The sequence below is a fragment of the Amycolatopsis sp. cg13 genome, assembly GCF_041346965.1.
Taxonomy (GTDB): Bacteria; Actinomycetota; Actinomycetes; order Mycobacteriales; family Pseudonocardiaceae; genus Amycolatopsis.
On sequence record NZ_CP166848.1, the window covers coordinates 71308 to 83767 of the forward strand.

Sequence of the window (12460 nt, forward strand, 5' to 3'; positions counted from 1 at the left end):
GCGCCCACCAGTCAAGCGACAACAGCGCGACGGAACTGTCCGCGGAAGGCGAACCTTGTGCCGCAGGATGTCGCGCGCGCCGAGCCCCTCGGTATTCGCCTGTCAGCCCGCGCCTGGGTCCCTGCGCACTCAGCGTGGCGTTCCGGGTTATTGCGCGGTCGCCGCGGCCGCCCAGCGGCTCAAGTCCTCCCTTCGGAGCGCGGCTGCCATCAGGTCCGGGAAAAGGTCCGGCGTGCAGGCGAAAGCGGGAACCCCCAGCTCGGTGAGCGCGGCCGCGTTCTCGTGGTCGTAGAACGGCGCTCCGGAGTCCGACAGCGCCAGCAGCGTGACCACCTGCACCCCGGAACCGACCAGGTCCGCGACCCGGCGCAGCAGGTCGTCGCGCACTCCGCCTTCGTACAGGTCGCTGATCAGCACCAGGAGTGTCTGTTCCGGGCGCTCGACCAGTCCTTGGCAGTACGCCAACGCGCGGTTGATGTCGGTGCCGCCGCCCAGCTGGGTGCCGAACAGGACGTCGACAGGGTCGTCCAGATGGTCGGAGAGGTCGGCGACCGCGGTGTCGAAGGCGACGAATTTCGTGCTCAGCGCGCGCATCGAGGCCAGGGCCGCGCCGAAGACGCCGGAGTACACCACGGATTCTGCCATCGAGCCGGACTGGTCGACGGCCAGGATCACGTCGCGCCGGACGCTTTGTTCTCGGCGGCCGAAGCCGAAAAGCTGTTCGGGCACAATGGTTTTCAGCTCGGGCGAGTAGTGCTTCAGATTCCGGCGGACGGTGCGGTTCCAGTCGATGTCCGCGCCTCGGGGGCGCTGGGTGCGGGCCGCGCGGTCCAGGGCACCGCGTACCGCTGCTCGGGTGCGTTCGGCCAGGCGTTCCTCCAACTCCGTCACGACCTTGCGTACGACGGTGCGGGCGGTTTCCTTTGTCTCCTCCGGCAAAACATTGTTGAGGGACAACAGGGTGCCGACTAGGTGGACATCCGGTTCGACGGCGCTCAGCAGCTCCGGTTCAAGGAGCATCCGGGTGATGCCGAGCCGGTCCACGGCGTCGCGTTGCATGACTTGCACGACCGAGCCGGGGAAGTACTTCCGGATGTCGCCCAGCCAGCGGGCGACGCGCGGCGCGGAGGCTTGCAGACCACCGCTGCGGTCGCCGCTGCCGCGCGGGTTCTTGGGGCGCTCGTCGTAGAGGGCGGCCAGCACGTTGTCGACACCGGTGTCCCCTTCGGACAGTGCGTGGCCGGTGCCGTCGGAGTCGCCGCCCAGCACTAGGCGCCAGCGGCGGAGACGTTCGGGATCGGTGGTCACGGGGCGGCTCCCAGGAGGGTGGCGAAGACCGGCAGGGCTGCTGCGGCGCGGATTTCGTCCAGGTCTTCGACCACTGTGGACTCGACCCGGCGAGCGCCGGACAGGGTGGCGGCGCGTTCGCCGATCGCGCGTTTCTCGGGACCGGCGAAGGCACCGAAAGTGCGGCGCAGCAAGGGAAGTATCTCGGTGAAGACCTCGGGCGGGATCGAGGTCAGCCAGGTGTCGACGACGCGCAGCATGCGTTCGTCGTGGACCAGCAGGAGCGCGCCGCCCGAGAAGAAGCCTTCGACGTAGGCGGCGCCGTCGGTCGGTGCGACGCCGGGAGTGAGCTCGCGGCCCAGCCGGAGTTCGACCTCTGCGCCGTCTAGCAGGTCGGCGTCGTGCAGGAGGCGCACGATGCGGCCTGCCAGCAGCGGCGGCAGGGAGTCGCGAGCGGACAGTCGGGAGAGGGCAGTGAACCAGCGGTCGCGGGAGGCGTCGCCAAGGAGATCGGTGGCTTCGTGGACGTCGTCGACCAGTTCGCAGAACTGCGCGGCGGCCTCCTCGTCGATGCCGTGGACCGCGGGCGGGAGCCCGGCGCAGACCCGGGTGAGGATCCGGTCGGCGACTTCTCGAAGCCGTCCGGTGTCGGTGCCGCGGACGTCGCCGTAGCGGGTCGCCCGCGCGAGCGGAGGCAGAGCCGTCATGAGGTGCGCGACGTCCGCGTCGGCGGCGGCGCGGGTGTCCAGTGCGGCAAGGGTTTCCGGCAGGGCGTCGCCCAGATCGGCCAGAAGACAGCGTTCTACCGCGGCGGTGATGTCGGCGAGCGGGGGAGATTCGGCGACGGTTTCGCGCACGACCGCGGCGGCGGCGGCGGGCACGGTGGTTCCGTGGACGGCGGCCGCGACCAGGTCGACCTCGAAACCTGGTTCCCAGCACAGGGTCCAGGTCTCGCGGAAGGTGCCCTTGTTCCGCACCGAGGACAGTTCCGGTTCGCCCCAAGGGATGCCGAGGATCTGCAGGCGGTGCAGCAGGCGGGAGCGGTCCAGGCCGCCGGGGGTGCGCAGGTCCAGATCGAGTTCGCGGGCTTGCGGTTCGCGTTTGAGCCGGAGCCGCCGGGCGGTGGCGATCAGGTCGGCGGCCAGCGGCGCTTGCGGAACGCTGTCGGGCACCTCGCCGAGCAGCTCGCCGACCACGAGCCGCCGGGTGACCAGGTCGGCCTGGACGTCGTCACCTCCGCACAGGACCGCGCGGGTGGCGGCGTCGACCTCGGCCAACCCCGCCGACGACCGCCCGCGCAGTGCGGCCAGCGTGTCCGCCAGCCGCACTGCTTCGATCACGTGCGCGGTGGAGACGGGCAGGTCTTCCTCGCGCAGCACTCCGGCGACGGCGGTGAGCCACCGGGTGGTGACGTCGTCGGCGGTGCTGAACAGGTGGTGATACCAGCCGGGGGAGCGGACGCCCGCGCCGTAGCCGGTGACCGACGCGAGCCTGCCGTGCGTCCACGGCACCCACGTGCACACGACCTTCCGCTTCGGAAGTCCTTTGAGGACAGCCTGGTCCTTGGCCGCGGGCGGCAGCGGATCGGCCAGCGCGGGCACGTGCCAGGCCCCGCAGACCACGGCGATCCGTTCGTAGCCTTCCTTCCGCGTCTTGCGCAGCACGTTCCGCATGTACGCCTCGCGCCGCTGCTCGTGCGGATCGTCCGGCCGCTCGCCCTCGCGCAGCGCGGTCATCGCGTCGGCGATCACCTCGAACGGCGATTCCTCGCCCCGGCGGGACTCGACGAAGTCGTCCCACCAGCGTTCCGGATCGTCGTACCCGCCCGCCGCGGCGAGTTCCGCGAGCGGGTCGGCGCGGGGCGCGGTCCGTTCCTCGCCGAGCGCGAATTGGTGTGCGGCCGGGAGATCGCAGAACTTCACCGGGACGCCGGCCGCGGCGGCGTACCGCAGCGCCTGCCATTCCGGGCTGAACACCGCGAACGGCCAGAACGCCGCGCGCGACACGTCGTCGGACGCGTACGCCAGCAACGCGACCGGCGGCCGCATGTCGTCGTCCGCGGCGAGATCGACGAGCTGGTCCGCTTCCGGCGGTCCCTCGATCAGCACCACGTCCGGTTCCAGTTCGGCGAGCCGGGCGGCCACCGCCCGCGCCGAACCGGGACCGTGGTGCCGGATCCCGAGGAGATGAGTGGTCATCCGGCGATCTCCTGGCCTGCCCGGTAGAAGTCGGCCCAGCCCTCCCGCTCGCGCACGACGGTTTCCAGGTACTCGCTCCAGATCGCGCTGTCGGCCACCGGATCCTTCACCACCGCACCGTGAATCCCGGCCGCGACGTCCTGCGCGCGCAGCACGCCGTCGCCGAAGTGCGCGGCCAGCGCGAGTCCGCCGGTGAGCACGCTGATCGCTTCCGCCGTCGACAGAGTGCCCGACGGGGTCTTCACCGCGGTGCGGCCGTCTTCGGTGCGACCGGCGCGCAGTTCGCGGAAAACCGTGACCACGCGGCGGATTTCGGCGAGATCGGCGGCTTCGGCGGGCAGCGACAGCGCGGCGCCCAGCTGCCCGACCCGCCGCCGGACGATGTCCACCTCGGCCTCGGCGGTGTCCGGCAGCGGGAGCACCACGGTGTTGAACCGCCGGCGCAGCGCGCTCGACAGCTCGTTGACGCCCTTGTCCCGGTTGTTCGCCGTGGCCACCAGCGTGAACCCGGGCCGCGCCTGGACTTCGGCGCCCAGTTCGGGGATCGGCAGCGTCTTCTCGGACAGGATGGTGATCAGCGAGTCCTGCACGTCCGCCGGGATGCGGGTGAGCTCTTCGAGCCGCGCGACCTTGCCGTCCCGCATCGCGCGCAGCACCGGGCTTTCGACCAGGGCCTGGTCGCTCGGACCCTCGGCGATGAGCCGCGCGTAGTTCCAGCCGTACCGGATCTGTTCCTCGGAGGTGCCCGCGGTGCCTTGGACGAGCAGCGTGGAGTCGCCGCTGATCGCCGCCGCGAGGTGCTCGGACACCCAGGTTTTCGCCGTGCCCGGCACACCGAGCAGGAGCAGCGCGCGGTCGGTGGCGAGGGTGGCGACCGCGACCTCGATCAGCCGCCGCGGCCCGACGTACTTGGGGCTGATCTCGGTGCCGTCGTCGAGTTTCCCGCCGAGCAGGTAGGTGACGACCGCCCACGGGGACAGCCGCCACGACGGCGGTTTCGCCCGGTCGTCGGCCGCGGCGAGAGCGGCCAGTTCGCCGGCGTATTCCTGTTCGGCGTGCGGCCGGAGGACGGGGGACGTCATGCGAGCTCCTTGTGCATTTCACGGCGGAAGGACAGGGTTTCGGCGACTGCGCGCCGCCACGGGGCGGCCTCGCCGGGAAGCGGGATCTCGGCCAGCGGATGGCCGAGGCAGGCGACGGGCACGGCTTTCGCGATCAGCGCGGCCGCGTGCGCGACGAGCCGGTGGTCGCGTTGCCCGGCGACCCAGTCGAGCAGCACCGTGCCGAGCGCGGCGGGCCACGGCTGCGGCAGGTCGAGGATGAGCCGGGTGAGGGCTTCGACCGGCAGTCCGCGAGTCAGCTTCGCGACCGTGGCGGCCTGCTGTTCGGGCGACAGCACGCCGATGAGTGCCGCGGTGCTGCGTCCGCCCGGTTCGGCCTCGACGAGGGCCTGCGCCCACTGCTCGTCGCGTTGCCGAAGCGCGGCAGTGGCCCAGCTTTCGCGCACGACGTTCAGCGACGGGCCTTCGACGAGCATCCCGGCCAGTTCGCCCGGGCTGCCGTACTCGGCCCAGAACCGCAGGGGAGTGGCGGCGATGATCGCGCGCAGCCGGGCGGTGCCTTGCCCGGGACCGGGCGGGACACGGATGCCGTCGCGGATCAGGTCGTCGTCCGGCTCGGGCGGGGTGAATTCGAGGACGTCGGCCCGCAGCGCGCGGCTGCGCACGGTGACGCAGGCCCGCAGCCGTTCGATCATCCGCTCGCCGGACGCCGAATCGGGATACCGGCCGATCAGCCGCAACGCGATCTCGCGCACCCCGGCCGCCCGGTCGCCGAGCGCGGCTTCGACGAACGGCTCGTCCTCGTCGGTGAGATGTTCGCCGAGCAGGGTCAGTAAAGTCGCGCGGACGTCGGCTGGTTCGTTGCCCCAGGCCGCGGCGAGCGTCTCCCGGGCGCGGGCGGGTTCGGCGACGAGCACGCGTTCCAGCCAGGCCTGCCGTCGGGCGGCGGTGCCGAACTGCCAGGCGTTGTCGCTGGTGTCGTCCGCTGCGGCGACCAGGAACGCCCACTCCGGATTCCGCTCGCCGAGCCACGCCCCGACCGGCCCGGCGACCGTGGCGAGCGGCGCCCGCAGCGACACCCGGCTCCGCGCCGCGTCGGCCAGCGCGGGCAACCGATCGGCCGGGACGCGGAATCCCTTGCCCGCCACCGTGGTGAGCCATTCCTCGACCAGTTCCGGCCGGTTGGCCGACAGCAGGTGCACGAGCCGCGCCCGCGCGACGGCCGGGATGAGCGGGCGGTTGTCCGCTGCCGCGGCGGGTTCGGGTTCGATGCCGGTGAGCGGTTGCTGCCCGGCCCGGCGATACCCGGTGTACGCCGCCGCGGCGACGAGCGCCTGGTCGGCGGGTTCGATGCGTTGTTCGGCGATTTCCTTTACCCCGGGCGGTAATCCGGCAGGGTCGAGGGTTCTGCGGCGAGTGCCGAGGAGCACGGTGCTGACGAGGTCGTTCCAGGCAGTCACAGTCGCACCATCCCGTCGCGATGCCAGCAGCTCAACGGCCGCAACCCCGCCGTCGTCCATTCCGCGGCCACCGTCACCGGTTGCTCCGCCGCGAGGGCCAGCAGCGGCCAAGGATCCACCGTGGGCGCCAACGGCAGCGCCGCACCGTCTACATCGGACAGTGCCCAGCCGTCCCCGTGCCGCGCCGGGCGGAGATCGGACAGCAGCACCGGCCACCGGTCCAGCCAAGGATCAGCCGCGAGCGCGGCAGCATGGTCGGCGAGCGCCGAAGCACAAGTGCCGCCAACCGGACCGCTCACCGGGACTGCGGGCTCCTCTCGATGGTCGAACACCGCCCGCAGCGGCACCGCGCCCGGGTGGAACACCAGCTCCCCGGCGACCTCGAACCCGGGCGGCAGCGAACTGTCCAGCGGACGCCCGGGCGGCGCGAACGACAGCACCAGCGCATCCCGGCCGCTGCGTTTGCCCCGCAGCCACGTGCGCCTGCTGCGCAGCGAGTCCTGTTCCTCGTCGATCGCGCCGGTGACCAGCCATTGGTCCGGCACGCGTTCGCCGGACTCCAGCACCTGCGCGTTGCCTACCGAAAACCCGAGCCGGGTCCGGACCGTGTCGGCGAGCCCGGCAGGCAGCGATTCCAGCCGATTAGCCGCGTCCGCGAGCACGTACACCAGCGACAACTCGGCCAGCAGCCGATCCGGCCAGTCCCGGCTGCGGCCGACCAGCGCGGCGGCCCGGCGCAGGCCGTTCGCCAGCCCGGGAGCTTGCGCGTCGACCATGCGCGACGCGACCGTGTACAGCTCGTCGGCGCCGCCGCGTTCGAACGTCGCGAACCCGGCGGACACCCGATCGGCGAGCCATCCGCGCAGCTCAGCGGCCCCGGCGGTGACGCGCGCGAGCCGCTCCTGCGCCCGCTTGGCCGCCGCCTCGAGATCCTTCGGCGCGTCCGTCTTCTTCTCGGCCCGCTCCGCTCGCGCGGCCCGTTCGTCGAGCCATTGGTGCACCCATCCGGGCTCCTCCGCGCGGGGGAGTTGTCCCTCCGACCAGAGCAACAGCAACCCTAGCGCGTGCTTGCACGGGAACTTCCGGCTCGGGCAGGTGCACCGGAACGCGGGCCCGGCCGTTTCCACCGTCGTCTGGTACGGCCGCTTCCCGCTGCCCTGGCACGCGCCCCAGACGGCACGGCCCGACGCGCCCGCGTCCGACCACTTCGCCGGCGCCGCCTGCCCGCGCCCGGCTTTCGCCGACGCGGCGTCCGGCGCGAGTTCGAGCACCCGCTCCGGGCTCCACCGCGCCGCTGCTTCGTCCCCCACGTTTTCCTTGCCGCTCTCCCGGTTCCGACCCCTCGAGGGGCTGACCCGAAGAGCATCCCACCCGCCACCGACAATTTCCGCGACGGCGGCGGAACGAGGCGGCGCGCGGGACTTCCCGGCGCGAGACCAGAACGGCCCGGCCCGAGGTCAGGACGCTTCGACCGCCCCGCGCCAGCGCACCGTCGGACGCAGCCGCTCGTCGTTCACCCGGTGCTTGTTCGCCCCCACGATGTCGAACATCGACTCGATCAGCGTGTCCGACAGCAGGTGCGGCTCCAGTCCCAGCCCGACCAGCCCGGTGTGCTTGACGTTGTAGTAGTGCTCGGGCTGCTCGACCCGCGGGTTGTCCAGGTTCTCGATCTGCACCGGCCCGGGGAAGCGCTCGGCGACGAGTTCGGCGATCTCCCGCACCGACAGGCTCTCGGTCATCTGGTTGAACACCCGGAACTCGCCCCGCTCGGCCGGATTCTCCACGGCGAGCCGGATGCATTCGACGGTGTCGCGGATGTCGATCAGCCCGCGCGTCTGCCCGCCCTTGCCGTACACCGTGAGCGGCTGGCCGAGAACGGCCTGGATGACGAACCGGTTGAGCACCGTGCCGAACACCGCGTCGTAGTCGAACCGCGTGGCCAGCCGGGGGTCGAGCGCGGTCTGCGGCGTCTGCTGGCCGTACACGACGCCCTGGTTGAGGTCAGTCGCGCGCAGGTCCCAGATCCGGCAGGCGAACTCGATGTTGTGCGAGTCGTGGACCTTCGACAGGTGGTAGAACGAGCCTGGTTTCTTCGGGTACAGCATCCGGTCGCGGCGGCCGTTGTGCTCGACCTCGAGCCAGCCTTCCTCGATGTCGATGTTCGGGGTGCCGTACTCGCCCATCGTGCCCAGTTTGACCAGGTGGATGTCCGGGTCGATCTCGGCGATCGCGTACAGCAGGTTCAGGTTGCCGACGACGTTGTTGTGCTGCGTGTAGACCGCGTGCTCGCGGTCGATCATCGAATACGGCGCGGACCGCTGTTCGGCGAAATGCACGATCGCGGAAGGACGGAAATCGCGCACCGCTTCGAAGAGGAATTCCGCGTCGAGCAGGTCGCCTTCGTAGCTCGCGATCCGCTTTCCGGACACCGCGTGCCACGCGTCGGTGCGGGTGCTCAGGTCTTCGATCGGGACGAGGCTCTCGGCTCCGAGCTCGACGTCGTACTGCCGCCGCGCGAAGTTGTCCAGGACAGCCACTTCGTGGCCTCTGTCGGACAGGTGGAGCGCAGTGGGCCAGCCTAGGTAACCGTCACCGCCGAGAACCAGCACTCGCATCCGGAGCACCCTTTCCTTTCGTCTTCGCGACAAGCGCGGCGTTTCGTTGTAACACGGCGCGCGGTGTCGCGTGGCAGATCCGAACCTAATCGCCGACCGCTGATGTTCGGCTGGCAGTCAGCTGTGAATCCGCTGTGGGCCGGGGGGTCGCGCGGCGGAGCCGGCGGCCCGAGGGGAGACTGGGGACTATGACGACGGTAACCAACCCGGCGAACCCCCGCACGACGGAAGAATCGCCCAAGCCGCGCCGCCGCGGCCTGGCCCGGTTCGTCCGCGCGGCCGCCAGTTCGGTCGCCGCGACCCTGCTCAGCCAGGCCGCGCTGATCGCGGTGCTCGCCGCGAACGGCGCCCCGTGGCTCGCCAGCGCGTGCGCTTTCGCGGCCGGAGCGGTGCTGAACTTCTTCCTCACCCGGCGCTGGGTGTGGGGCCGCCGCGGCCGTCCGGAAGTGGGCCGCGAGCTGCTGCCCTACGTCCTCGTCATCTCGCTCGGCGGCATCGCCTCGGTCGGCCTCACGACGCTCGCGGGCCACCTGCTCGCACCGCTGCACCTGCCGCATTTCTGGTGGGTCGTGCTGCTCGACGCGGCGTACGTGCTCAGCTACGCGCTGGTGTTCGTCGCGAAGTTCACGATGCTCGACCGGTTCGTTTTCGACCGCGGCGCAGCACGTACCCCCGCCACCACGTCCCCGTCATGACCCGCGCGTAGTTCGCGCCGTACACGACGCTGCCGCCCTTTTTGCTCTTGCCCGCCTTGCGCAGCCGCATGCTCATCGGCCGTTCGAGCACGCGCGCGCCCTGCGCGGTCGCGCCCAGCAGCAGTTCCGACGACTGGTACTGCGGTTCGTTCAGCGGGATCGCGCACGCCAGTTCCGCGCGCAGCGAACGGAATCCGAACGACGTGTCGGTGATCCGCCGCCAGGTGAGCACTGACGCGAGCCACGCGAACACTCGCACGCCGACCCAGCGCATCCGGCTGTCGGCCTCTTCGTGCCCCAAACGCCGTGAGCCAGTCACGAAATCCGCGGTGCCGTCCAGAAGCGGCGCGAGAAGTTCGGCCATTTCGCTGTTGTCGTACTGACCGTCGCCGTCGGTCGTCACGATGTACTTCGCACCGTTCTCGGCAGCGAGGTGATATCCGAGGCGCAGCGCGGCGCCCTGGCCGCGGTTAGTCGGCGCGACGCAGACGTACGCGCCATGGTCTTCCGCGATGGCCGCAGTGTTGTCTGTACCGCCGTCGACGACCACCAGGACGTCTACCGGCAGCCCGAGACATTCGTCCGGCATCTTCTCCAGCACCTGGCCGATGCCGTCGGCCTCGTTGTACGCGGCGATCACCACGGTCAGCTCAGACAGCTTCGCGCCGGGATGCCGGTCGTGGAAGTCCGTGATCGCGCCTTCGTCGACAGCGTCGGGATAACTGGCGAGACGACGACGGCTCGCGACAGTGAGCGTGGTGAACCCGAGCGCCCCGGCGACCGGCAACAGCACGAGCGCGGGCAGTTGGTAGCGCCAGGAAAACTCGAACACCGCGGACCCGAACAACAGGAACAACCCAGTGCCAGCAGCGAACAACGCGCCGCTGCGAGCTGGGTGGCGCGGTTTCTTCCGCCGCAGCACGGTCAACAAGCCGAGCAGCGCGAAGAATCCGAGCACCGCTCCGGGCACGAACCCGCCGTTGATCTGATAGTCGCGCAGGAACGCCGCGATCGGCTCGTTGACCTTGGGGTCCGTGCCGTCGTACTGCTGCGTGACCGCCTTGATCGCGGCGGGATCGGCGAATTCCGGGTAGGTCAGCTGGAACTGCCACCGGTCGATCGGCACGTCGGTGGCCGCGGTGTAGCGGGTGAACTGGAAGCTCTTCGCGAAGTCGCCGAGGATCGACGTCGCGACGTCCCACCACTGCGCTTTCAGCGTCGTCATGGCGAATTCGTGTGCCAGCGCGCCTTTGTCCGCGCCGGGCGGCAGCGGACCGGGCCACGCCGGGTCGAGATCGGCGTGCGTGTAGTTGTCGACGAGCCGGTTCTCGACCGGTTCAGTGGGACAGAACGGCTGCACGACCGGTTCGAGCTTGAGTTTCGCGCAGTCCGCGACAGCGGCGGTGCGGCCGTACAGCATGCTGCCGGACGGCCCGCTCAACCCCCATTTTCCGGTCTCTGCCTTGACTTGCGCCGCGTACGGCACCACCACGACGAGGATCGCGAACAGCCCGACCGCGGCGTTGCGCCAGCCGCGCCACGAACGCCAAGCGCTGCCCGCGGCGAGGAGGTACAGCAGGAACGGAGCGGCGATCGTGATGCCGATCAGCCGCACCAGCACGCCGAATCCGACCACCAGCCCGGCCAGCGCGATCCGCCGCCAGTTCGGCTTTCCCTTGGCCAGCACCAGCCAAAGCAGCCCGAACAGCAACGCCTCGAACAGCACCTCGGCCATGATGTTCTGCTCGATCTGCACCTGGTAGGCGTCGAGCAGCAGCGGCGCGGCGGCCAGCGCGCTCACCCAATTGCGCGCGCCGAGCCGCCGGGCCAGCGCGTAGCTCCCGACCGCGATCGCCAGCCCGGCGAGGTGCTGCAAGGCGGCGACGAACGACAGCCCGCCGACCGCGAGCAACGGCTTCAGCAGCAGGTCGTAGCCGACCGGGTTGATCCCGTCGGCGCGCAGGCCGTGCAGATTGTCCAGGTACCGGAAGGAATCGATGTACAGCAGCGCCGGCTGGTACGCGATCCAGGACAGCACCCGCAGCGTGGTCCCCGCGGCGAGGAGCACCAGCAGCAACGCGTGCCGGCGGAGGAATCCGGTCACGGCGCCTCGGCCCGGTCCAGGCCGGAGAAGTACTTCCAGGCGGTGGCGAGACCGTCGGCGAGGGCGATTTCCGGCTGGTAGCCGATGGTTTCCGCGCTCGCCGACACGTCCACGACCACCGCGGGCATCTCTCCGGCGGGCGCGGGCACGTGCTCGATCGGCAGCTCGGCCCCGGTCACCGCGCGCACGGTCTCGACCATTTCCAGCACTGACACCGAATGTCCGGCACCGACGATCGCGCGGCCGGTGTAGCCGCTCTCGTACGCGAGCGCGATGGCGCGTACGACGTCGTCGACATGCACGAGGTCGCGACGCTGCTCGCCGGTGCCGTATACACGCACGCCTTCATTATTCAGCGCCGCGCGCATCATGCGTGGGACGAAGCTGTCTTTGTGCGACATGCCTGGCCCGTACACGTTGGTGAAGCGCAACGCGCACGTCGTGATTCCGTACGCGCCCGCGTAGCCCGACAGCAGCATCTCGCAGGCCGCTTTCGTGGCACCGTACGGCGTAAGCGGCTTCGTGGGCAGGTCGACCGTGATGGTGTTAGTGCCGACGTTGCCGATCACTGCGTTCGTCGAAGCGAGAATGAAGCGCGGTACGTCGTGTACGCGGCACAGTTCCAGAAGTTCTTGTGTCACCGCGACGTTCTCCGCGTACGTGTCGCGCGGCAGCTCTACTGACTTCAGCACGGACGTCAGCGCGGCGAGGTGCACGATTCCGCCGACGCCTGCTTCGACAGCTGCTTCGCGGGTTTCGGCAGCACGCAGATCTCCGACGACGACGCGCACTCCCTCGTCCGTCGTCTCGTAGCGCACGCGGTCGACGACAGTGACCGGATAACCGCGCTCACGAAACTCGCGCACGACAGCGCGGCCGATGAAGCCGCTGCCGCCCGTGACGACGACGGGTGTCCTTTCGGGACTGTGGGGGAGTGTCATGGCGCACAACCTACCTCCGCAGCCTGTGCGTCACTTGTGTGTCCCTCGCGCACTCGAGGCTCGGACGAGCACGGGACCGCGTGCGGTCACCCCCAGCGA

General features: G+C 70.5%; 9 protein-coding genes. 1 reads left to right on the plus strand and 8 read right to left on the minus strand.

The genetic code is table 11. From position 1 onward, the window contains the following. Positions 1-147: 147 nt before the first annotated feature. The 6 genes from AB5I40_RS00280 to AB5I40_RS00305 form a co-directional block, all read right to left on the minus strand. Entirely contained in the window at positions 148-1308 is a 1161-nt protein-coding gene (locus AB5I40_RS00280) for a VWA domain-containing protein (protein WP_370936375.1), read from the minus strand. Next, positions 1305-3485, minus strand: coding sequence for a DUF5682 family protein (locus AB5I40_RS00285; protein ID WP_370936376.1), 2181 nt, complete (start codon positions 3483-3485; stop codon positions 1305-1307). The genes AB5I40_RS00280 and AB5I40_RS00285 overlap by 4 nt, the downstream gene beginning before the upstream one ends. Then, complete coding sequence (locus AB5I40_RS00290; protein WP_354745875.1) at positions 3482-4567, minus strand: AAA family ATPase; 1086 nt, start codon at positions 4565-4567, stop codon at positions 3482-3484. Before AB5I40_RS00290 ends, AB5I40_RS00285 begins: the two co-directional genes overlap by 4 nt. Further along, complete coding sequence (locus AB5I40_RS00295) at positions 4564-6006, minus strand: DUF5691 domain-containing protein (RefSeq protein ID WP_370936377.1); 1443 nt, start codon at positions 6004-6006, stop codon at positions 4564-4566. Before AB5I40_RS00295 ends, AB5I40_RS00290 begins: the two co-directional genes overlap by 4 nt. Beyond that, positions 6003-7277, minus strand: coding sequence for an SWIM zinc finger family protein (locus AB5I40_RS00300; protein ID WP_370940428.1), 1275 nt, complete (start codon positions 7275-7277; stop codon positions 6003-6005). The genes AB5I40_RS00295 and AB5I40_RS00300 overlap by 4 nt, the downstream gene beginning before the upstream one ends. A gap of 186 nt (positions 7278-7463) precedes the next feature. Continuing rightward, positions 7464-8621: an NAD-dependent epimerase/dehydratase family protein gene (locus AB5I40_RS00305; protein ID WP_370936378.1), complete on the minus strand. Its 1158-nt coding sequence runs from the start codon at positions 8619-8621 to the stop codon at positions 7464-7466. Between the two features lie 188 nt (positions 8622-8809). Between AB5I40_RS00305 and AB5I40_RS00310 the strand changes: the two genes are divergently transcribed. Continuing rightward, the gene (locus tag AB5I40_RS00310; RefSeq protein WP_370936379.1) at positions 8810-9316 is read left to right on the plus strand and encodes a GtrA family protein; all 507 of its coding nucleotides are present in this window, start codon (positions 8810-8812) and stop codon (positions 9314-9316) included. Here the strand turns inward: AB5I40_RS00310 and AB5I40_RS00315 are convergent. Together AB5I40_RS00315 and AB5I40_RS00320 are read right to left on the minus strand one after the other, a co-directional pair. Further along, on the minus strand, positions 9246-11420 hold the full coding sequence (locus tag AB5I40_RS00315) for a glycosyltransferase family 2 protein (RefSeq protein ID WP_370936380.1): 2175 nt from the start codon (positions 11418-11420) through the stop codon (positions 9246-9248). The genes AB5I40_RS00310 and AB5I40_RS00315 overlap by 71 nt on opposite strands. Further along, positions 11417-12361: an NAD-dependent epimerase/dehydratase family protein gene (locus AB5I40_RS00320; RefSeq protein ID WP_370936381.1), complete on the minus strand. Its 945-nt coding sequence runs from the start codon at positions 12359-12361 to the stop codon at positions 11417-11419. Before AB5I40_RS00320 ends, AB5I40_RS00315 begins: the two co-directional genes overlap by 4 nt. Positions 12362-12460: the final 99 nt, after the last annotated feature.

Excerpts from the sequence above, each read along its gene's own strand:
- AB5I40_RS00285 (WP_370936376.1), bottom strand. The coding sequence starts at position 3,485 with ATGACCACTCATCTCCTCGGGATCCGGCACCACGGTCCCGGTTCGGCG.
- AB5I40_RS00290 (WP_354745875.1), bottom strand. The coding sequence starts at position 4,567 with ATGACGTCCCCCGTCCTCCGGCCGCACGCCGAACAGGAATACGCCGGC.
- AB5I40_RS00305 (WP_370936378.1), bottom strand. The coding sequence starts at position 8,621 with ATGCGAGTGCTGGTTCTCGGCGGTGACGGTTACCTAGGCTGGCCCACT.
- AB5I40_RS00310 (WP_370936379.1), top strand. The coding sequence starts at position 8,810 with ATGACGACGGTAACCAACCCGGCGAACCCCCGCACGACGGAAGAATCG.
- AB5I40_RS00320 (WP_370936381.1), bottom strand. The coding sequence starts at position 12,361 with ATGACACTCCCCCACAGTCCCGAAAGGACACCCGTCGTCGTCACGGGC.